The sequence below is a fragment of the Butyrivibrio sp. INlla14 genome (assembly GCF_900102515.1).
Lineage (GTDB): Bacteria > Bacillota > Clostridia > Lachnospirales > Lachnospiraceae > Butyrivibrio.
Genome location: NZ_FMVS01000027.1, coordinates 19,152 through 41,804 on the forward strand (window position 1 = coordinate 19,152; position 22,653 = coordinate 41,804).

The window sequence follows — 22,653 nt, forward strand, 5'->3', positions numbered from 1 at the left end:
TTTTTGCAATCCACAATAATAAGTTTACACTATATCGATTAAAAAAGGGATTACCAAATCAATGATAATCCCAGATTTCTATATTCAATCATCAGAATCAAAAATTACTTTCCGAATGTATGATAATACAATCTACAATTCCTTAGCTTTTACCGGATAGTATTTGAAGACCTCAGTATCCACATCAAGGTTTTTCTTGACCCATTCGACAGATACGGCCACATCTTCTTCAGTATTGAATCCCATAATCAGTGGCACTCTAATACGAAGTTTTTCCTTTTGCACAACCTCAATCAATCTTGCTAGATTACAAGTAAGACGCTTATTCTCTTTCTTGGTGTAATTATAATAAATGTAAGGATTAATATCCTTGATATCAATAATCCATTCATCAATATCCTCTACAAGTGGTTCCACCAGTCTCCATGGAACATTCAGAGAAGTTTCAATTCGTAGTTTCCATTCTGGATCTGCCAGTCGACATACTTCATGAATAAATGCCGACTGTAGAAGTGGTTCTCCACCACCAAACACAATGCCACCACCAGTCATCATGTAGTAAATAGAGTCCTTTTTCAAAATCTTCATCAGCTCCTTAGGAGTATAAGCTCCTCTTGGGGTGCTGGTGTAATAATTCTTACTCTTGTGGCAAGCATCATTAATACAATACTTACAATGGAGAAGACAATCATAGAATCCGACCAGCGTGGATACACCTTCTCCATCAGTAGCCATCCTCATACGAGAAATTGCCATTATATCGCCAATCATGATTCCACCTCCCACTCTGTCAACAGTTCCTTGGGAACCTTTCTTTCTGCCTTTGGTATTTTCTTGATTTCCTTAAGAAGATACTTGGATTCCATATCACATTTACTACATGTGCCAGCACATGGTCCCACTGAAAGGCATTCTTCTGATTCAAATGGAATACCGTTTTCTTCTGCAAGCTTTATCCTAAGAGATCTAAGATAATTGCAAATCTTCTTTCCATCGATTCTTGGAACCAATTGCTCAATACCACGTTTTGTATCTTCCTCTTCATCCGGATAATCTGGATAGCATATCATTCCCAATGTACAAAACTCCTTTTCCAAAGGCTTAGTAATTTGTGTTGATAATTCTCTAACCTTACTCAAATCAACCTTTTTAGCACCATCCTGAAGAAGAATATATTTATTGGTGGTAAAGTCAAAGTATCTAGTACCACCGGTATAACGTAAATCCGATATGTTGTTAATTACTGTAGGCAGGTAGCGATTGTAGTATTCGCCTACACCAACGTTTGATGTATCTATATCAGTCTGCTGATCAAGAGTCTTTAGATAATCATCACTATTGATATACATGATTGTTCGCAGTGCCGACAGGTTGGACAACAAGCCGTTATGGACATTTCGCTTCCTTTTATCATCAAAATTCCATGGAGACAAGGTGCAAAGATGATAATTGTAGAATCGACTCTTCTCTCTGATGACAAAAAATGGATATAGGGTAGATGGCTCACTGTCAGTAAGGAACAAGATATCTTCATGATATCCAAGCCTATCCCTGAGCTTGCTTTCCACCGAATTCAATGCATTCAGTTTTGCTCCTGACAAAGCATACTCATCATAAACATCCTCTGGCTGCTTGTATGGACTGACAAAACATTCATATTTGTCAGTAACAGCCTTGCCATTCAAGCATACTACGAGAACAACATCTTTAAACTTTTCTAAGTTTGGATTATCAGGATTCCAAATGGTACCTGTGTCTGTAATTACAATCCTCATATGATCACCTACTCCTATTCATCCAGCTGAAAACTTTACACTATTCCCTTAATGGTGCCCCGACATTATCTCTAAATGAGCCAAGTGCAATTTTAAAAATATCTACCATCCAACCAATCATGAAAAGACCAAATGTGCACAGATATAAGAAACCCTTGCCCCATCTACCTACGTAAAAGCAATGTAACCCCATCCAGCCTCCAAAGATGCATAAGATCAAAGCAACTCCCTTTTTCTTATCTGATGTGCTTGTAACATAATTACTCATTTTCATTTTCCTCCGTTTTTACTTTTGTTTTAAATTTTATGTTCACCAATATACATATCATCCTCAAACATTTTAGGATTATGCATTATCATCCAGGTAAATACCTTTACTTCCCCGGTTTCCTTTAAAACTATAAAAGGCATATCCCAACCACCATCAGCCGCTGGAGCATCACTCCAGCTGAAGATATACATATCTTTGTATTCTTCGCAGGTATCAAAATAATCTCTGCGTTCTTTTGCAATTTTTACAGCTTCCTCAAATGTAATCATAGCTCCACCTCCTTCGATAATATAAATATACTCTCGGTACTGTCCCTATATTAGGACTTCTCTACTGGTTCAAGATATCCAAGCGTCATCTGTGGCCAGCCCTCCCAAAGGGCATCCTGCTGTTTCTCAATGATTCTGCTCTTCAATCTTTCGACCAAATCATAAACCTTTGCCTCTAAAACAAATGGGCGGCTGAAAGCATTTACAACTATGCCCGATAGTTTTTCATCATCCTTAGCCATTGCAATAACATCCAGAAAATGCTTTTGTACTTTTGAAAAACCATTGCCATAATCTCCCATTTCCTCAGCACTAGAAAAAACTGGAAAGAAATATGCATCCCCGTTTTGTAATGTATCAGGAATTAATCTGACATCATCATTACTGGTAAATGTCTGACCAACTAACGAATCAATGTCATCTCCAGCTGCTTCAACCATTTTCATTATCTGTTCCTCGTCAACTCCGCTCATAACAGCGTTACAAGGAATCCACACATAGCTATCTCTTAGTAATTCCAGCACTTCAATAAAATTGTTCTCGCTCCGGTCATTATTAAATGTTTCAATGGCCTCCTTCAAAACAGAGCCATCTGCCAGCATTTCTTCAGTGACCGGCCTACTTGGATTCATATTCGAATAAAAAATAGTTTCATCGTCTTTTTTCTCAACAAAAATTGCGATTTCTTCGCCCTTATGCCATCCAAAATTCTGATGTGGCTCACTATCCAAATATGCCATAATCCACTGATCATCAAAATCAAACACCTTGGCCTGGCACCATTCCCTCATTAATCCTTCACGTCTAAGTTCTACGCATATCTCCTGATGATTCAAAAAAATCGGATATAGCCTGCTATCTAAATACTCAAGCATTATTCCATCTGCATCAATATCATCAAATCCATGATAAAACTCCTCGGCAACACCACCAGCAATAGCACCAAAGGTGTCACTGTCACATGGCAAGCTGTAGACATTGCGGATAAAAGACTCATAATCAGTGCTTTCATAAAAGCATCTCATAGCTGCTGGCACAGAACCTTGGCAGCTTTCGTTCCACTTATAACGTGGTCTGATTTTTTCAAGGCTATAAGCAATACTGTATTCATAGTCTTCCTTTGGGTACTGCTCTAGCACATAATCATAAATTTCTTGTTTAGATTTACCATTCTTAGCCATCCAGATACATGTTGCAGTTACGACTGCACCCTTGATTCCTTCAGGATGATTATGGCTTACCTCCGCAGTCTTTTTAGCCCACTTCTGAACATCTGTAAGCTCAGTAAAATAATCTGCAACATAAGCGACTCTCATTGCTGAACCATTGCCCCAGCTATTATATGGTCTATGGTCATCAGTCATTATCCAGTCATAGAAATGTCCACCAAACCCACAATATGGATATTGTCTTCCAATCTCTACCATAGTCTCCACTAAATCAAGCTTTTCATCCAAAGCCTTCTTTATGGCTAACATCATTACGGTATCATCGGTAAAGCTAGTATGTTTATCTTCCATAATCAGAGGTACATTTTTCCAGTCTAAATTCCTCGGACGATTAAATTCATACTGACTACCAAGAATATCTCCTAAAATAGCTCCTTTAATTGCCATTAGCGTCCACCTCTCTCTGCAAAATCTGCAGTTATTTCAACATCCCATCCACTCTCTTCAAGGCACTCATCAACAGCATCTAGACTAGGTGCCATCATTACAGAGCAAACAGCTTTAGCCATTCCCTTATAAACTGTTGACGTTCCCAGCTCATCATGAACATAGTTGGCAGTTCTGCTCTTCTTAATACCAAGACGGCCAGCCTCTGCATAGGAATCAATATTCGCACCAATAAACATGAACTCCCAGCCATCCTTTTTCTGCTGTTTTTCAATCAGCTTTTTGATGCTCTCGTAAGAATATTCGTAGGATGCATTTTCCATACCATCTGTAGTAATAACAAAGATGGTTTTCTCTGGTCTTTCATACTTTGGCAAATCCTTATGTACCTTCTTGATATGATTCACTGCTGTGCCAACAGCATCGAGAAGAGCTGTGCAACCTCTGACAAAGTACTGCTTGTCTGTCATCTTAGGAACATCCTTGATGTCGATTCTGTTGTGTAGCACTTCATATTCATCATCAAAAAGAACTGTAGAAACAATTGCTTGTCCCTCTGCCTTCTTTTGCTTTTTAATCATGGCATTGAAACCACCGATAGTATCTGCTTCAAGTCCACCCATGGAGCCACTGCGGTCAAGAATATATACGATTTCGGTTAATCCTTTTTTCATAATAAAAAACCTCCTGAAGAATCATCACTCTTACCTGTAGCTTCCCTGCAGTGAAGCTTTTTCCTTTGTTATGAGTAAATGATACCTTCTAGAAGGTTTCAAATGGTCAACTCGCATGCGACCTTGTATTAATTTTTTATCCATTTGATAATGGCTCTAGACCATAGTCAAAAAGCACAATATCAATCTTTAGTACGTTGTAATCTTCGTTTTCGATGAAGTATTCAACCACAGCATCTGTCTGAGATATTGGAGACAAAGCATATCCTGCTAATCGCAAGAAATCCATGGTTTCGTCTAAGTTCAAACGAAGACCAACAGCAAGAGCCAAAACCTTTTCCTTAGATGGTTTCACCTGTCCCTTAAGTAATTTACTAAAGTACTGCTTAGAAATATTAGCTGCCGCATATACTTCTGAATTTTTCAGACCTTTTTTGTTAATCAACTTCTGAAGATGTTTTTCAAAGGAATCTGTGTAAATATCCTTCAAAACACTATCAAGCGACCTGGATCCTTTAATCGAAATACTCTCTGAAGAACAGACAGATGGTCTAGCACCGAAAACTGCAAAGTCCCCATCTTCACAGGAAGAATCATCTAGTGGTCCTCCTAGATCAAGTTCGGACAATTCCAGCTCATCTTCCTCGTCATCAAAGTCCTCGTCAATTGGGACACCATCCAACAAATACTCAGCAGAAAGAGTCTTTTTTACAGTATCTCCATCTACAAAGCTGACAACATCCTCAAAGATAGCACCTGAAACCTTGTAAGCATAATCTGTAAAAACAACTAAGGTGATATCCATTTCATGGTCTTCTAAGAAATCCTTGAAAGCATCAACTGCAATCTGCAATCCTAATTCTTTTGGAAATGCATAAGTGCCGGTAGCCATTAACGGAAATGCGATAGTTTTACATCCATAATCATAGGCTAACATCAAGGCTTTGTCATAGCACTGGCGCAAAAGTTTTTCTTCTCCGTGAGAGCCACCTTCCCGCCATGGACCACTGGAATGGATAATATACTTAGCCTGCAAATTAAATGCAGGTGTAATTCCAACATTTCCCGGTGGGAGCTCTCCAAGCTTTTCTCTTGCTGCTAATAGTTCGTCATGACCAGCAGCTTCATATATGGCTCGATCTACACCATCGCCTACTGCAACCGAAGGGTTAGCAGTATTAACAATGGCATCGGCTTTTACTTTTGTAATATCATCACGGATGATTTGAAAAGGCATCCGAACTTACCTCCATCAATTTTCTTCTCTTTGTTCTGCCAAATACATTCCCCATTCCTCAAAGAGTTTAGGAATGTCATAAACCGTCTTCCCATCCATAGTATATTTTTCACTTACTCCTGGATTATCTGCAGTAAATGTATCCCACGCGGTAATAAGATGGTCTGTTTCTTCTATTTCATGAGGTTCAAAAAAATCTTCATATTCTTCTATAGTCTCGCTATAGATTGTCAGCACATTATACTTGCCAAACATTATTTCATCATGACTTTGATGCCCACCAAAGCCAAATGAGCTCATTCCATCGTTGTATAATAGTTTTCCAACTCTTATCAAAATAGTGAGTGCTTCTTCCTGTGAGCATCCATCAATGTAATAGACATCGTTATGCAATGTCTTCACAACGCCTGGAGCGACCTCTGTTTCATCATCTGCTTTAGCTGGTAATTCCAAGATAAAGAATAACGGCTCATCATGTATTGCGATGAAATGCTGTAAGACCTCTTCTATCTTATCAACGCCCACATTTGCAGTAATATAGTTAGTATCTTTCTGATATCCTTCATAGAGATGAGTACCTAAAGCAACCCTTACGCCAGCTTTCAAATTCAATATATCTGCCATATTTCAAAACTCCCATAACCATTTCGAATCATCAATAAATTAACCCTTGTCGAACCTACAGAAAAATTACAAACTCTTATAGTATTTTTCAACCAGCTTTGCCATAAGGATTCTTCTTTCTTCCAAAAACTGATCATAATCATTCACATCCATATTAATTACTCCAGACGGAATTGCGTTTTCTTTTAGATTATCTTCCAGCACGTCTCTATCCGAGATATTGCCAAAAGCAATTGTTCCTTGTTTACAAGCTTCAATTACTTTCCCAAAATAAACACAAGGTGCATCATCACCAATTGCTTTATTTACCTGCGTATCAAGCATAGTAAAGTTCGCAACTTGATTATAGCCAATCTTTGTATCTACGCCATTTTTCTTTAAATATGCTTTAGGAAAAATATGATGTACATCTCCAGAAATATTTAATAAATCTGAGATCATAGTCCCTCTCATAAGCATCGAATTACAATTCAAATTAATTTGTGCTGCCAAGAATGTATTAAATGCTGGGCTATTTGTTGATATAGTAGCCAAATTTTGTGGTAAGGTAACATTCCAAAATGTATCCGAAAGTAAAGAAGCCTCTAGCTCTGCAAAATAAGAGGCAAAACCTTTCTCATTAATCATACGTATGTCTCTACTCATCACAGACTCTGGCGAGCCAACATATCTTCCTGTAAGAGTAGACATCACAAACCATTTTTGAACGAAATGCTTTATTTGATCATTAGGAATCTTTGAATCCTTTGATAGCTTAAGATAAATCATATATGCAAAATCCAATGTCATTTGCGAACCAAGAAGTTTGCTTGACTTAAACCCTGCTCCTTTTATAGCCAAAACAAACTGCTCAAAGTTATATTCCCTAATAAATTCCTTGATACCATCTTCCAGTCTATGATATGAATCCTCAACAATTTCTTCCTTGAACTCATGAGTTTCAAAATCTCTGCCAGCAAGCAAACTTACCAATTCTGAAAGCCTAGCTCTATTAAAGCTATACATAAAAGACACACGAAGCATATCATTATAATCAGGATCATAGATATCCTCATTATCTTTAGCTAGCCATTTAATTTTTGAAGCATAATCAGTTTTTTCGAACTCTGCATCCTTAATCATCTGAGGATAGAAGTCTGGTTTAACAGCAAGGTGACAGAAGTAATCAACAACTTTACGTAACGTATTTCCACCATGAACAGTATCTGCTGCCATTTTTGACATAACAAAGTCGGATTGGCTTAATGGAGTTCCCTTGGAATTAATACGTATAAAGATTTCTGTAACTTCGTCAATATCAAGATTCTGATCTAGCATAATAACGCCAATTTGCCTATTAGCTATTCCCTTAAGCTTGTTTATCTCGTTATTTACATCATTGCGCTTAATTCCAGGATTGTCATTACAATAATTCTCTACAAATTCAAATGGATCAAAATCATTTTTGAAAATCTCCGCAATGTCTGGAACCCATTTTTTATCCTTCAAATGAGATGCATCTTGCACTGCAAATCTTTTATCAGCATCTTCTGTTAATGGATTAAACGCTATTTTTACACGATCCTTATTAAAATCATCATCTAAAACTTCTATTCCAGCAATAGCTGCCATGAGCGCTGTAATTCTTTGCTGACCATCAATCAAAATCTGATTACCATTTGCCACAGTGCCATCCTTTGTTTTTACATCTGGGTTCTTCCATGTGATGATATACCCTGTAGGATAGCCATTATACAAAGAATCTATCAAATCCCTAACTTGAGACCTTTTCCACACAAACGGTCTTTGTATTTCTGGAATTACAAATTGCTTTGCCTCAATCATTCCTAAAATAGAATATACTGAGTATTGCATTAAAGTGAATTTCTCACCGACCATTAAATAAAAACCTCCAATTTAGTTACATATGATTAGTCCTATGGCAACGAAACCATATTCTTCTCTACCACAATTTCACCCGTCTTCTTACCGTATTTGATACCACGTTCTACAGCCTCAACAAGAGCTACACCACTTCTGTTATAGCCCATAGTTCTGATGGTATCTTTAATAATGTCATCCTTGTGCTCACGTCCAACCTTTTGTAAAGTAAGGCAAACCACGTTCTTCATTTCTTCCTGGCTGATGTCTTCAGGAGCACGTTTATCGTCCAAATTTGCATCAAAGCGATATAACTGATATGTACTAGGCTCTTGTCCTTCCTTCCAGTAGAACTTCATTCCATTCTGCTTTGAAGATTTTGCATTAACCTTTTTGAGAGCCTTTTCAGTAGCTTCAATAGTTTGTGCACTAGACCTGCCAATATCAAATGTTCTCAAAACCTTCTTTGTCAGTCTATCTATTGATATTGGAGCCTCTGCATCAACAATCTTCTGTAAGTGCTCAGTAATTGCTGCCATTGAGGATTTCAGCACATATTCATTTGTTGATAGCGGTGTTATCTCCACGTTTGCAGATACATAATCCGTAAATCTATAAGATAACTCTGGTTTTTCCACTAATGGAGACTCAGGTTCCTTTGGAAGAGATGCAATCATAGGTTCAGGTTCATCAGTTACTTCTACTGACTCAATAGTTTCTTGAGCAGGTATTGGTTCTACTTCTGTAATAGCAGTCTCTTCTACTACCGGTGGCTCATTTTCTGAATTATCTATAGATTTTGTTTCATCTACATTCTCTTCTACTGGTTCATCCTCTAGTACTTCTGAAACAACTTCAATAGGCTTTACCGCCTGATGAGTATCCTCAATAACAACAGGCTCAACCTCTTCCTTCTTTTCTGGTCTTGGGGCAAGCTCAGCCTTTTTCTTTTCCTCATCTAACAATTGAAGCAAATGGTCTATCTCTTTTTGCTTATTGTCCCACCAGTCCATTGTCCAGATACGGTGCAACTTCCAGCCTAAGCCACCAAGCACACCCACCTGTGCTACTTCACGATCCTTCGTATTAGATGACTGCTTATAAGAATCACCATCAAGCATGATACCCATAAGGTATTCATCCTCGTTAAATGGATTAATAACAGCAATGTCTACCTTAAATCTAGAGTGACCAACGGCTTTTTGATATTTATAACCTGCCTGCTCTAATTCGCTACAGATTCTGTCTAAAATACCTTGGTGCTTCTTTTGTTGCATTTCTGAATATGATAATTGCAATGTTCCTTTTTGTGCGAAGCTTAAGAAGTCTTTTAACGATTCTACACCCTTGGCTTTTGTTCGCTTAAGATCAATCATATCAGCTGTCATTGTAGAGAATACAATCATTTCATCCCTAGCTCTAGACACAGCTACATTTAATCGCTTCCAGCCGCCTTCTTTATTCAACGGTCCAAAATTCATTGACAGTTTTCCTTCTTGATCCGGACCGTATGCTACTGAGAATAAAATTACATCTCTCTCATCGCCCTGGACATTCTCAAGATTTTTAACAAATAATGCTTCATCTCCAGAAGATGCCCATTTATCAAATCCCACATCTTTTTGGAATTCTTCTTGTAGCATATCCTCAATAAGAGTCTGCTGCGTCACATTAAAAGTAACTACACCTATTGTCTCATTTCTAAGTAACTCATCCTTATATCTACGCTTTATTTCTGCAACTATAGCCTTGGCCTCAGCCTCGTTTACTCTGCCCTTTTTGCGATCATAAAAACCATCTACCTTAACCAAGCTAACTCTACGTTCTCTATCATTAACAGAAGGGAAAGTAAGCATAGAGTTTTCATAAAACTCATGATTACTAAAGGCAATTAAACTCTCATGACGGCTTCGATAATGCCACTGTAAGTGTGCTGAAGGCATACCAAGAGCCAAGCAATCATCAAGAATGCTATACAAATCCTCTATATCAAGATTGTCTTCATCCACAGTATTACCTGCAAAGAAACTGGTCGGTGGCATCTGATTAGGATCACCAACAATTACAGCATTCTTACCCCTGGCGAGAACACCAACAGCCTTACATGTAGGCAACTGCGAAGCCTCATCAAATATAACAATATCGTAGAGATCATTATCTGCAGATAAATACTGTGCTACAGAAATTGGGCTCATAAGCATACATGGGCATAACTTCATAAGGACATGAGGTATCTGATCAAATAGACTCCTAATAGACATACCTCGCCCATTGCTACTGATAGCTCTACGTAAAATATTTAATTCCTTGCTCATCTGAACAGACTCATAGCTTGATGGCAAATTGTGAGTTAGTTTGTAGAACATCTCATCTTTGGTAAGCTCCATGAACTCAGCATCAAGTTTCTTAAACTGAACAATCTGCTCGTTAAATCCATTGCCTGTAAAACTATTAAGTGCTGGCTCCTTTTCTATTACAGACAGAATAATTGCTTTATATATTGAGCGTAAGTAGACACTCATTACCAGCTCATGATCAAGTCCTTCTTCATAAGCATCACAAACCAAGCCAACACCGGCTTTTCTGCAAGCATCATCAAACTGTCTATATACAATCCAATCCTTTATGTAAGCCCCATTCTCAATGAGGTTATCACATACCTTAATTCGATTGTCTAGCCAATTTCCTTCTGTATCAGAATCCTCCAGTATAAGTAAATCATTTACTTTAGCTTCTTTGGCTTTCACATTTTCATATTGTTCAATAATAATCTTAGCATTATCTACGCAAGCCTTTAGTTCACCAGCTTGCTCTAATTTGCGCACTACATCTGAAAACTGCTCTATAACATCAAGCTGCCTCTGCACACTATTCTTGTAGCTTTGCAAAGAATTAACGTCAGGATACTTTTCTACTAGTTGTTTCCATTCAAATGACAGTTGACCACTCTTCTCATTAAGTGAAGCTGCTTGTTTTTGATACATTTCGATATCCGCAATAATTGCAGGTATCTGTTCTGCAGACACACTAAATGAAGCAAAGGATTGTATTTCTGCCACCAGATTTGAAATGGCTTTACCTTTACCCAATAATTTTTTATTGGCTTCGTCATACTTTGCACGATATATGGACATATCTGACTGCAAAAATGATTCTTTCCAGCTCTGCAACAAAGAGCCTTTTCTGGCATCCAATTTCCCTTTTTCATCCAAATATGAAAGAGGAAAATCAAACTCTTTGTCCAAATTATCAGCATTCAGTAACATAGAAGGAATCTCTTCCGATGAAATAACACTTCTCGCGTAAACACTGATATTTTCCCAGTCTTCTTTTGTAACTGGAGATTCAATGCTTAATGATTTAATAAATTCCTCAACTGGTTTACGCAAATTATCTAAAGAAGATTTGTATGCCTGTACGACACCTTCCAAATCCATCTTTAAAGTCTGCGTATAGACCGTCTGGTGTACAGCAGATAATGGATGATTATGAGGATGACCTACACCCCTTCCTGCAGCAACCAGTTGTTCAAGCAATCTTTTTTGATTATCTAAATCACTCTGTGAGATTGTTGATGCATACTCAGAAGAAAAACGTAATTCTATATTGTGATCTGGTATTGTCTCATAAATATCTATTAACTCTTTAAGGCTCTTACCAAATTCTCTACGAACATGAAGCTTTTCAGCATATGCATCCAAACCCTTTCGCATCCTTCTGATATCTTCTATCTTCTGATCATATTCTGTTTTTAGACCATAAACATGAATCTCTAATGTTTTCTTTAACTGATCTAATACTGCCTTTTTAGTTGCCTTATTAGAATGCAGTTCTAAACAGAAATCCTCAATTCCCAATGCTGCCAATCTCTTTTGAACAACTTCAAGAGCAGCCATCTTTTCAGCTACAAAAAGGACAGTCTTTCCCTTTGTAAGAGCATTAGCAATCATAGCTGTAATAGTTTGAGATTTGCCTGTTCCTGGAGGTCCATGAAGAACAAAGCTCACATCGTTTGCAGCCATATTAATTGCTCTGATTTGAGATGCATCAGCTGTTATTGGAAGATATGCTTCATCTGTATCAACATTGTCCGGTATAGTACAATCCCAATCGACAGCACCCTTCATCAGGCTACGTACGATATTATTTCTTTCCAATATATCGCTACGACTATGAATATCATTCCACATTACAAACTGTGAGAATGAGAAGTTACTGATAAATCCAGCTTCTAACACATCCCACATTTCCATGCTCATAATTCCATGTCGAACAATGGCAAAAATCTTTGGTAAATCTAAGCCGTGTTCATCAGTTGGCAATGGATTTAAACCTGCAATCTGCAGATCGAAGTTTTGCTTCAGGAACTCTAGTAAAGTAATGTTCATCTGGGCATCTTCGTCACGCATTCGCATTGTATAACCGATGCTAGCAGATTTTCTTGTAATATCTATAGGCACCAAAATAATAGGTGCATATCTAACAACTGGTGTCTTTTTGCCTTCTACCCAACGAAGTAAACCAAGTGATAAGTAGAGTGTACTTGCACCATTTTCTTCTAATGAAGTCTTTGCTGACCTATACATCTTGGTCAGGCATGATGATAGTTCTTTTTCCGTATAAAATGAGTGTAATTTCTTATGCTTATTCTCAAGTTCCATGAATTCCTGGAATGGTCCTAAATCAGTCAAAGCTTCAACTGATATACCATCGCCATTTATAGCCATATTATCTGGGCGTGGCAAAACCTGGAATTCTTCTCCATCCGAAAGAGCATCCTCTAATACACTAACGTTGCTACATAATAGAGGTACTACTGCTTTTGTAAAACGAAGGTTAATAAGCATATTTCTCATGCTTAAATCCAATAGCTTGCGCTCCCATTGCGTAAGCTTGGTGGCTTGAGATTCATCTTTAAGATTACTTAAATCAAAAGTCTGCCCAACAGATATAGGGGCACTTGTCACTTCGCTTTGCTTTCTTTCCTCATGTTTTACTACAAATCCTGCATCTGTCATTATTCTTACAGGAAGAGGTCTAATGCCAAGACTTCTAGCTCTTGCAACATCAATGACAAATTCGAAGTTTCCATAATCAGCAACTTTATACTGAGCTGATTTTACAGCCTTATCGAAATCTAAGCTTTTCCCTGCACACATGGCCGTACACTCAACAACTATCATTTCGTTGATGCCATTTGCCATACGTTTTTCCATATGTGATGGATCATCCATAATAGTGTCAGAGAATGAATCTTCAACTAACCAAACACCAGCAAAAATATGTCCATGTATGAGAACCATAACTGGATTTAATCCCATAGCTTCAAGACATGCCACATATAAAAGTGTCATATCCATACATGTACCCAAATGCTGCTCAAGTACTGCATCTGCAAGTCTAATTCTCTGACCAAAGACCTCAAAACTTGAAGGTGGATTGGCATAGGTAATATTTTTTTGTTGAATTGCGGCATAAGCAGCTGCAGCCATCAGCTTTACTCTGTTTGGATCATCAAACTGATACCCTGCAAGAGATGGATCTCCTGTCCATTTTTCCAGATACTTTGCCGCTAACTGGATAAGACTTGTAACAACAGGATGATTTGGCATAGAAAATGCAGCCAGTATTTCAGGCGTGTATCTAAGACCTGGCCACTGATCAAATGCAAGAGCAACTATATCTTTTTTGTCCGATATTAGAGTTTTATCATCAAAACAAACTCTAAACTGAAGACTACATGTGATTCGTTCTGTTAAAGAAGCCAAATAGTCTCCATTAATTTTTATTTTTAATTCCTTTAGATGTATTTCTTCATCAGCACGTATAGTTTGAATACCCACCTCACAAGGCTCAATTAATTTTGTATCTGAACCTATCTTGAGCACTATATCTGAAAGGTCTTCATCAAGAGTATTCTTAACAACAATATCCCTGACCACATCACCACCGTTTTGCTGGATAGCATAAGTGATAACCTCTTCAACATCTACTGTAAGCTCAATGCCATTTTGAGCTTTGCTAATAATAATTTTCTTTTCTTCTTCTGAGAGTTCCTTTTTATCTTCCTCAGTTTCTATTGGTTCCGGTGGGGTAACATCTTTAATATCATCAGCCTTTTTATCCTCAGCTACTACATCGGAAGTTTTCTCCTCCACACTTTCTTTCACAGTTTCAATTTCTTCTACTGGTGTAGATTGAGGAGTACTAACTGCTTCCTTGTTTACAGTCTCATTTTCCCAGGCAAATAAAGCAGCTGCCATATGTTTGCAATATATACCAGACTGAGCATATGGGCAATTACATTGAACTTTTGAAATCATATTAATTCCATGCACAATTTCTACATGATATGACTCCAGCCCTACGATATCTGCTGTTATTAATCGCTCGTCAAAATGTAAATTTTTGACAGAGCCACTTCGGATATATTCCATACCCCCATTTAGTACATTTTCCTTGAATAGATGTTTCCACTCCATGTGAAGCCCCCTAAAAATCAGTTATAGTCTATCAACCATCTTGTTATACTCGATCTGCAATAGACCAAGTGCCTTCTCAATATCCAAAGTCCCGTTTATTCCAGCTTCAATAATCTGCTGAAAAAGCTCCTTGGGACATATATACATTGGTAATTTCCATGCATATAGTACCGTTATCATGTCTGCATCATATACATTCTTAAAATCAGGCAAATCCTTAACAAGTCCAGGTGCAATCATTACATAAGCATTAAAAACATCCTTTAAATAATCCTTTGTAAACACCTTGGATTCTTTATATAATTCAAACGTCTTAGCACTTGTCGTACCATTTAGATCCAAATAGAAAACCTTTAGTAATATCTCCAATGCATCTGACATATTACCTTTGCCTCTTAAAATGGTATACATGCAATAAAAGAGATTTCTCTTTTCCCAATCAGCTGCTTTATCAAGCTTTTTATTGGATATTCGCCACATAACATCCCAAAAATCTTCACCTGATTTAGCTTCACGATCATATTCTTTCCAATCAGTTATTCCCCAATTTTTATTCTTATGCAACATAACGTAATGGTTATTATTGGCAAGAGTTTCTTCGCCTTTGGCGGAAAGCTTATATATTTGTTCTGGAATCTTACTGTTTATATAATCAGAATCAGCTGAATGAATAAGACGGCTAATCAGTTCTTCCTTCTTTCCAGTAACTGATTGCCCTTTTTCTTTTAACATAACCTTTAAATCTGCAACTGTGAGCATTTTAAGCTTATCTGTAGCAGCAGCTTCTTCAAAATATCCTTCGTCTATCAATTGCTTATGATACTTATTGCAATCTCTTATGCCGCATTCAAATAAAAAATAACGAGCATACTGGCTAGCAGGCTTAATTGGCGCAGGTTTGTCATGTGCCCAAAGGAATATCGTCTTTGCATATTCTCCTTGTAATGGAGGAATTTCATAATCAGAATCTGCTCTCTCGGTGTGATCTGAAGTTACATCATATTCTACTTTCGAATCATGCATCGGTTGAACTGTTTCTACTGCCGTTTCGACAAAAGGATGTTTTTGTTCCTTCACTGTATCGCTAGTCGCATATGGTGTTGCTTTGTATGGTGGTGGATTAACAGTACTCCTGCGATATCTTGCTTGTCTGGTTTTTACTTTTGCAATATATTCACGCTGCTTTTCTTCTTTCCAAAACCATTGTTTTCTAAAAGCAAAATAAGCAACCACTAAGAAGGGAATCATACAGAATATAAATACACCAATATTAGAAGCCCAGTCTGAAGAGCAACCTATAAATAAAAGTAGCTCAAATATCAGAAATGGCCAAAATATGATTTTCCATAGGATTGTGCCAATTCCCGCTTTCAGTATTTTCTTTTCATCCTGTGTAAATTCTGCATTTTCTAAAAACACTTTTGCGACTCTCCTTTTTCAACTACGCAATATTTGCATTTGCATTTATCTGATCAATAATCTTCCTGATTTTCATCCAGACCGTCATATCGGTGAACACTTCTCCAACACTGCCTTGGTTTGTGAAAGGTGCTTCCTGCAGTACAGAAAGATCTTTCATCATCCCATTCTGAACGATATATTCAATTATTTGATTTACAAAATATATCTGACGGCTGTCTAAATTAGCATCTGCCTGAAATTCTGAAAATGCTTCCTTTGCTGCATTTTGATCTAATCCAACAATACTTCTTACAAACTCTCCCAAAGGAACATCTCCTATAGAAGCTTCATAATCTTCCTTAGTTCCTAACTCACTCCAAAGAATCTCTTCCAGATTCTTAACATCAGTCTCAGTAAGAGGCTTGTTAGTCTTAAGCTTGGCAATTACAATGTTGTTCTGATTTTGCCTGATATAATATTCCGCCTTCTTCTTGTAATTTTCTAAATGTTGGCCTGGTGTCACTGGTTGATCAATCTGCTGATCTAAAATCTCGTCTTCAAAGTCTACGTCATAAATAATCTTTGACTTTGGAATAAATTTAATTAAGTCACGAAGAGATTTACGGATATTTTCAAATTCATCAATTCCTGCATCATCAATATAGCTCGTATGCAAGATTTTGTTGATTAATTCAGATTGAGCAGCTACTTCAGGAATAGTTGCTACCTCTGCTAAGCCTTCAGCCTTTCTAATCAAATCACTTTTTCTTCTACCATATGATTTATCTGCTAGTTTAGCTAACTCTAACCCATAAATAAGTGCATCAAAACGAACTGCCGATGCAGCATCACTATCAGGCATAATTAAAGGTGCCAACTCATCTCGTACAAGCTGAGTATCTTCAAAAGTCAAAGCAACATAATTTTGCTCAGTAGAATACTGATCAACATATCTAAGATGCTGACGCACAGCAAAATTTTCTCTATTTAGTTCCTCAACTTTTCCAGACATTATTTTTACAAGGGCATTTCTATAAGCCATTAGTCTTTCTGTCTGGTACTCAAGGCTCTGCAATTTATAAGCAATTTCAAACTCAAGTGCAAATACAGCCCCCTGCACAGCAATAGTGTTAGGGACAGGCATACCCTCATGCATTCTGAAAAATTCAAAGTTACTGCAGAAATCAAAGATGTAGAATTTATCCTTGTCCTTACCATCTACAAGCTTTTCACATAATCTAGTACCGCGACCAATCATCTGCCAGAACTTTGCCTTACTTAATACTTTTTTGAAAAATACCAAATTTAAGATTTCTGGCACATCGATTCCAGTATCAAGCATATCTACTGAGATTGCTATTTGTGGCATCTTCTTTTCATCAGAAAACTCATCAATTGCACTCTGAGCATAAGTCATATAATTATCAATAACTTTTGCAAATGGCTGACCTGCATTTTTGCTAAGCTCAGGATATTCCTTATTGAAAATCTCAAGAATTTTCTCAGCATGCTCGTGATTCTTAGCAAATATTATTGTCTTGCCTAACTTTTGACCAAAATCTATTTTCAGGCCATCACGCATAAGAATCCTAAGAGCCTGCTTAATAGTATCCTCATTGAATACCCAATCATTCAATGCAGCTGAGGTTAATGATTCTGGCAGATTGCCATCCTCATCTTCAAAGGTATTCTCATAAATTTCCTTTTCGTCTTCCTTTAAGTCATCATAATGAATACCCTCTTCCAAGAACTTAAGCTTAGTCTCTACCGGAACAAAATCTACTAAGAAGCCATCCTTAACAGCCTGTTCCAATTCATAACCATATGTAGGCACACCATTTTCCAAATCGAAAATACTGTATGTATTTTTATCAATTTCATCCTTTGGAGTAGCAGTCAAACCAACTAATGGTGCATCAAAATAACTGAATATGTCTCTATATTTGTTATAGATAGATCTATGAGCCTCATCACAAATTACCAAATCAAAATGACCAGCAGTAAAGAGCTTATTTGAACCATTTTCATCCTTTACAGAATCAATGCAGTTCATCATTGTCTGATATGTGGAAAAGATGCAGTGAGCTGTGTAATTATCCTTTTCCTCAACTAAATTTGAGCATGACAAAGTAGGCAAAAGATTTACAAAACTTCTCTTTGCCTGTGTCACCAACGAATTTCTATCAGCAAGGAAAAGAATATTCTTTACCCAACCATAATCCAGAAGGATTTTGCATAAAGCTATTATGGTTCTCGTCTTACCAGAACCTGTAGCCATAACAAGTAAAGCTTTTCTACGATTTCTTTGATCAAAAGCTTCACAAACAGATTTGATTGCAGCTTCCTGATAGTATCTACCCGCAATCTTTTTATCCACATTAACACGAGACAAACTAGTTCTCATGGATTGCAAATTAAATAATTTTTCCAAATCTCGTTTGGAATAAATAGTTGAAACCTTTCTTTCAGGATATTGATTATCAACTATTCTGGAATCAAATCCATTAGTCAAAAAAACTACTGGTCTTCTACCATACTTTTCTTCCAATAAATCTGCATACAACTTTGCCTGCTGTCTGCCCTTTGCAACATCAACACAGGTTCTCTTTGCTTCTACTACTGCAAGAGGTTTATGGGTATCATCATATAGAACATAATCCGCGTAACCTACTTCTGATTTGTTAGGCATACCAGGTAGTTCCACTTCATTTATCCAGTCTTGTCCCTCTACCCATCCGGCATCAAGCAACATTGAATCTATATATATTTTTCTTGTCTTATACTCTGATAAATCAAGTGGCTTAGGAGTATATGTTTGTTGTTGTTCTTCTCTTCGAGCAGTTAGCTCCTCTCTAAGAGCTTTGTTTTCAGCAATTAGCTTTTCTAAATCTACTTCACTAACGTTTGCAGGCTTTACAGTGCTCTCTACTGGTTTTTCATCTAAAAGGGAAATATCAAACTCCCTTTGCTCATAATTATCTGCATAGCAATAACCAAGATAGTCAAAGAAGTAGAATAGATTCTGCAAGCAAAGACCAGCCTCATCCTTTGTAATCTTCTTACCAAAGTTATGAGCCGCACGATTACCAATTTTTCTTATTAAATCAAGTCTCTTCCACAAATCATCATCAACCAAATCATGGAAATCCTCAGTGCTCATTAAACTGATTAGACTGTCCTGATATGGCATCTCCAATGACTTATCAACCGAATACATCCACTTGATAGCAAATTCCATAGCACGCCGACAATTAATAACACTGGCCTCTACGTCAATGTTAATAATCTTCTCTGCCGATATAGCTACATCCGAGAAGCTATCAAATTTGGATTCTTCTTTTAAATAATCAAAATTGGTCATGCTACATCCTCCATGTAATGATAACCTTTTATATTTACAACTTTTGATTTGTTGACTTGAGCAACAAACTCTGCGAATTCGTTTTGTAATCCAAGTGGGGGCACTGGAGTAATGACTTTCACAATATCTTTTGCTGCTATATTTTTCTTTGCTGTTTTATTTACATATGCATCAAGTCGCGTTTGCCCGACTTCACCTGTCATATAAAAAAACATGAACAGCGGATTTAGGAACATATCATCAACCTTGATTCTTATGAGATTGGGACTGATATTCGAACCTATTAGTTTTTTCTCTGTCACCAATCCTATACGTTTAGCAGCCGACCCATCTCCTCTAACAGCCATGATAATGTCATTTTCTTCGATAACCGTTTCAGGAAAATCCTCGTTTACTCCATCATAGACAAAAGCATAATTTGCATCGTCTAAATCCATATGCCCATCTTCTAAAATGTTTCCAATGCGAATAACACGAGTGCCTTCAGCAAGATAATCCATACCATAGAAGGTAGGGTAACGTATTACTTTACAACACACATCTCCTAATGTTTTTTCGTTCCAGTGTTTGTCATTACACTGTAAATTACCAAACATCTCGACAAATCGGGCTTTGATGAGGGTGTCCAATTGTTCCAATTGTTCTTTTCTACTATCAATTATTTTTTCTATCTTTTTCAGTTTATTGGCTATTACTGTTTGCTCATCAATGGTAGGCAATACAAAAGGAAGATTATCAAACACAGGCTTTGTCAAATGACGCATTGTAGCACCATGAGTTTCTGACTCTGCCTTATTCAAGATTCCATTCACTTGATATACAAAAAAATCCTTATCAACATCCATCTTGTCAAAAACAACTTTAAAAATGTGCTGATTCAAAACCGCTTTTTCTTTGGTCCAAACATATACTCCAAGGCTTGCTGACCAAGAGATTAGAACATCTCCTGTATTGACTTCATATTTAGGATCATATTCTCCATCATATTTATTAATCTCATATGCATTGCCAGTTAAATTCTGTATTCTAATTATTTCCAAGCCATTATCTGACCAATCTTCAGGTTTAAAAGCATAACCATTTACATATGACGCAACATCACCTAATCTTACTTTTTCCATCTAAACATCCCTACAAATCTCAATTTATAAATTTAATAGTTTTTCTAACTCATCCATCTCATGACCAATCTGCATTTCAATTTCTCTGAGATTAGTCATTATTTCTTCAGTAGACGGATACTCTACTGGAACATACTCCACTTCTTTGTACTTATTGATTGAAAGGTCATAGTCATTTTCTACAATCTCATCCTTTGGTACAAAGAAAGATTTATCCGTCCTTTTCCTATCAGCTTCCTTATCCAAATTCTTGAATCGTTCAATGATATCTGGCACATCACTTTCATCAACTGGAGTACGCTTGTCATCCAAGCTGTAACCATCGGCCTGCATATCATAAAACCAAACATTATCAGTTCCACCATGCTCAGTTTTTGTAAAAATTAAAATCGCAGTAGACACACCAGCATATGGTTTGAATACTCCAGATGGCATAGAAATGACAGCTTCCAATCTCTGATTATCAACAAGTTCCTGTCTTATCTGCTTATGTGCTTTTGATGAACCAAACAAAACTCCATCAGGAACAATACAAGCACATCTACCACCAACACGAAGCATCTTTGTAAATAATGCTACAAATAAAAGCTCTGTCTTTTTTGTCTTGCAAAGCTTTAACAAGTCCGCTGAAACTATATCAGAGTCAAGATTTCCCTTAAAAGGTGGATTCGCAAGAATAAGAGAATATCTATCTCTATCAGGATTCTGATCTGACAAACTATCTCTATATTCGATATGAGGATTATCAACACCATGGGTCATCATATTCATGGCACCAATGCGAAGCATTGTCCTTCCCATGTCAAAACCATGGAACATATTGTTCATGTAATGGTCTTTCTTATCCTTGCTATAGAATATCTCTTCTTTTTTATTTTTCTTAAGATAATCACTGACACCGATAAGGAATCCAGCTGTACCACAAGCAGGATCGCAAATCACATCATCTGCTTTCGGATCCATCAACTCAACCATCATCTTTATGATATGACGTGGTGTTCTGAACATACCGGCAACACCATTTGTTGCAAGGCTGGAAAGCATATACTCATATACATCGCCTCGAATATCCTCGCTGTGAGTGAGTTCCATTTCGTGATACATCTCATCCATCTCATCAACAATCTTGGTCAACATTAGAGAGGTTGGAATCATAAAAATAGCATCATCCATGTATTTTGAATATGCACTATCCTTGTCATCATGCAATGTCTTAATAAATGGAAATACATAATTAAGCACAGTATTATACATTTTGTCAGCTGGGAAATCTCTAAATACGGACCATCTGAGCTGATTACCATCTATCTGCTGCTCTCCTATTACAACTTTGTCTGGAAACAAAGTATTAAAAGGAACGCCAAGCATTTCACTTTCTTTTGCATGAATCTTATCTGTTTCATCCAGATCTCTGATGAACATGAGATAAGAAAGTTGCTCAACAACTGTAAGTGGCTCAGCGACTCCTCCTGCAAAGAAGATATTCCAAATCTTATCAATTCTGTTTTTTAACTCTCCGGTGATCATTAATTCTTTCCATCCTTACTTTTTATATATTTTCCAGATTTAATTCTGGCATCTTCCGGCTTTTCCACATTAGATGGAATCAACCAGGTTTTACCTTTTTTGATTGCACCCTCAAGGCGCCCTTCCGCGCAAAGCACTCCTATACGCCGAGCTGAAATCCCCCAAATTTCCGATAGTTCTACTGTTGTTAAATACTCCATTTTCATACCTCATTTGTGTTGAAAAGGTCTATAACACTACATTTTATATTATCTTCTTTTATCGGAATGAAGTCAATGAAGTATTTGTAATTTGGCACAATATTCCATTTTCAATTGGTGCTTTTTGTGCACAACTTGCACAAGTTATAAAAATCCCATTCTCCTTTGTTTCTGTAATTCAAATATTATCACTTATCCTGTCCCAAAATAGGGACTCTCATTTCCCTTCGTTAGG

At 37.1% G+C, this 22,653-nt stretch carries 15 protein-coding genes; all 15 read right to left on the minus strand.

The window, feature by feature from the left end:
- Positions 1–132: 132 nt before the first annotated feature.
- Positions 133–771 (minus strand): radical SAM protein, encoded by a 639-nt coding sequence (locus BLO53_RS15305; protein ID WP_092063470.1) that lies wholly within the window; start codon positions 769–771, stop codon positions 133–135.
- Positions 768–1,775, minus strand: a complete 1,008-nt coding sequence (locus tag BLO53_RS15310; RefSeq protein ID WP_092063472.1) for a hypothetical protein — start codon at positions 1,773–1,775, stop codon at positions 768–770. Before BLO53_RS15310 ends, BLO53_RS15305 begins: the two co-directional genes overlap by 4 nt.
- A gap of 40 nt (positions 1,776–1,815) precedes the next feature.
- Positions 1,816–2,043 carry a TM2 domain-containing protein gene (locus tag BLO53_RS15315; RefSeq protein WP_207648481.1) on the minus strand — a complete coding sequence of 76 codons (228 nt, stop codon included), beginning with the start codon at positions 2,041–2,043 and terminating at the stop codon, positions 1,816–1,818.
- Positions 2,044–2,072: 29 nt separating this feature from the next.
- A complete protein-coding gene (locus BLO53_RS15320; RefSeq protein ID WP_092063478.1) occupies positions 2,073–2,315 on the minus strand; it encodes a hypothetical protein in 243 nt (80 codons plus the stop codon).
- A gap of 50 nt (positions 2,316–2,365) precedes the next feature.
- The gene (locus BLO53_RS15325; RefSeq protein WP_092063481.1) at positions 2,366–3,931 is read right to left on the minus strand and encodes an ADP-ribosylglycohydrolase family protein; all 1,566 of its coding nucleotides are present in this window, start codon (positions 3,929–3,931) and stop codon (positions 2,366–2,368) included.
- On the minus strand, positions 3,931–4,605 hold the full coding sequence (locus tag BLO53_RS15330) for a vWA domain-containing protein (RefSeq protein ID WP_092063483.1): 675 nt from the start codon (positions 4,603–4,605) through the stop codon (positions 3,931–3,933). The genes BLO53_RS15325 and BLO53_RS15330 overlap by 1 nt, the downstream gene beginning before the upstream one ends.
- A gap of 136 nt (positions 4,606–4,741) precedes the next feature.
- Positions 4,742–5,842 (minus strand): macro domain-containing protein, encoded by a 1,101-nt coding sequence (locus BLO53_RS15335; RefSeq protein WP_092063486.1) that lies wholly within the window; start codon positions 5,840–5,842, stop codon positions 4,742–4,744.
- A gap of 15 nt (positions 5,843–5,857) precedes the next feature.
- The gene (locus BLO53_RS15340; protein WP_207648482.1) at positions 5,858–6,466 is read right to left on the minus strand and encodes a hypothetical protein; all 609 of its coding nucleotides are present in this window, start codon (positions 6,464–6,466) and stop codon (positions 5,858–5,860) included.
- Positions 6,467–6,532: 66 nt separating this feature from the next.
- Positions 6,533–8,344, minus strand: coding sequence for a GmrSD restriction endonuclease domain-containing protein (locus tag BLO53_RS15345; RefSeq protein ID WP_092063489.1), 1,812 nt, complete (start codon positions 8,342–8,344; stop codon positions 6,533–6,535).
- A 38-nt stretch (positions 8,345–8,382) separates the two neighbouring features.
- Positions 8,383–14,808 (minus strand): DUF3320 domain-containing protein, encoded by a 6,426-nt coding sequence (locus BLO53_RS15350; RefSeq protein WP_092063492.1) that lies wholly within the window; start codon positions 14,806–14,808, stop codon positions 8,383–8,385.
- Positions 14,809–14,829: 21 nt separating this feature from the next.
- Positions 14,830–16,227 carry an SAP domain-containing protein gene (locus BLO53_RS15355; RefSeq protein ID WP_092063495.1) on the minus strand — a complete coding sequence of 466 codons (1,398 nt, stop codon included), beginning with the start codon at positions 16,225–16,227 and terminating at the stop codon, positions 14,830–14,832.
- A 22-nt stretch (positions 16,228–16,249) separates the two neighbouring features.
- On the minus strand, positions 16,250–19,570 hold the full coding sequence (locus BLO53_RS15360; protein WP_092063498.1) for a DEAD/DEAH box helicase family protein: 3,321 nt from the start codon (positions 19,568–19,570) through the stop codon (positions 16,250–16,252).
- On the minus strand, positions 19,567–20,691 hold the full coding sequence (locus BLO53_RS15365; RefSeq protein ID WP_092063501.1) for a restriction endonuclease subunit S: 1,125 nt from the start codon (positions 20,689–20,691) through the stop codon (positions 19,567–19,569). The genes BLO53_RS15360 and BLO53_RS15365 overlap by 4 nt, the downstream gene beginning before the upstream one ends.
- A 24-nt stretch (positions 20,692–20,715) precedes the next feature.
- On the minus strand, positions 20,716–22,218 hold the full coding sequence (locus tag BLO53_RS15370; protein ID WP_092063504.1) for a class I SAM-dependent DNA methyltransferase: 1,503 nt from the start codon (positions 22,216–22,218) through the stop codon (positions 20,716–20,718).
- Positions 22,218–22,418: a helix-turn-helix domain-containing protein gene (locus BLO53_RS15375; RefSeq protein WP_092063507.1), complete on the minus strand. Its 201-nt coding sequence runs from the start codon at positions 22,416–22,418 to the stop codon at positions 22,218–22,220. The genes BLO53_RS15370 and BLO53_RS15375 overlap by 1 nt, the downstream gene beginning before the upstream one ends.
- Between the last annotated feature and the right edge of the window lie 235 nt (positions 22,419–22,653).

What these genes read in the sequence shown, in the direction of transcription:
- BLO53_RS15340 (WP_207648482.1), bottom strand. Translation starts at nt 6,466, where the DNA reads ATGGCAGATATATTGAATTTGAAAGCTGGCGTAAGGGTTGCTTTAGGT.
- BLO53_RS15360 (WP_092063498.1), bottom strand. Translation starts at nt 19,570, where the DNA reads ATGACCAATTTTGATTATTTAAAAGAAGAATCCAAATTTGATAGCTTC.
- BLO53_RS15325 (WP_092063481.1), bottom strand. Translation starts at nt 3,931, where the DNA reads ATGGCAATTAAAGGAGCTATTTTAGGAGATATTCTTGGTAGTCAGTAT.
- BLO53_RS15335 (WP_092063486.1), bottom strand. Translation starts at nt 5,842, where the DNA reads ATGCCTTTTCAAATCATCCGTGATGATATTACAAAAGTAAAAGCCGAT.
- BLO53_RS15310 (WP_092063472.1), bottom strand. Translation starts at nt 1,775, where the DNA reads ATGAGGATTGTAATTACAGACACAGGTACCATTTGGAATCCTGATAAT.
- BLO53_RS15375 (WP_092063507.1), bottom strand. Translation starts at nt 22,418, where the DNA reads ATGGAGTATTTAACAACAGTAGAACTATCGGAAATTTGGGGGATTTCA.
- BLO53_RS15305 (WP_092063470.1), bottom strand. Translation starts at nt 771, where the DNA reads ATGATTGGCGATATAATGGCAATTTCTCGTATGAGGATGGCTACTGAT.
- BLO53_RS15320 (WP_092063478.1), bottom strand. Translation starts at nt 2,315, where the DNA reads ATGATTACATTTGAGGAAGCTGTAAAAATTGCAAAAGAACGCAGAGAT.
- BLO53_RS15350 (WP_092063492.1), bottom strand. Translation starts at nt 14,808, where the DNA reads ATGGAGTGGAAACATCTATTCAAGGAAAATGTACTAAATGGGGGTATG.
- BLO53_RS15345 (WP_092063489.1), bottom strand. Translation starts at nt 8,344, where the DNA reads ATGGTCGGTGAGAAATTCACTTTAATGCAATACTCAGTATATTCTATT.
- BLO53_RS15315 (WP_207648481.1), bottom strand. Translation starts at nt 2,043, where the DNA reads ATGAGTAATTATGTTACAAGCACATCAGATAAGAAAAAGGGAGTTGCT.
- BLO53_RS15330 (WP_092063483.1), bottom strand. Translation starts at nt 4,605, where the DNA reads ATGAAAAAAGGATTAACCGAAATCGTATATATTCTTGACCGCAGTGGC.
- BLO53_RS15370 (WP_092063504.1), bottom strand. Translation starts at nt 22,218, where the DNA reads ATGATCACCGGAGAGTTAAAAAACAGAATTGATAAGATTTGGAATATC.
- BLO53_RS15365 (WP_092063501.1), bottom strand. Translation starts at nt 20,691, where the DNA reads ATGGAAAAAGTAAGATTAGGTGATGTTGCGTCATATGTAAATGGTTAT.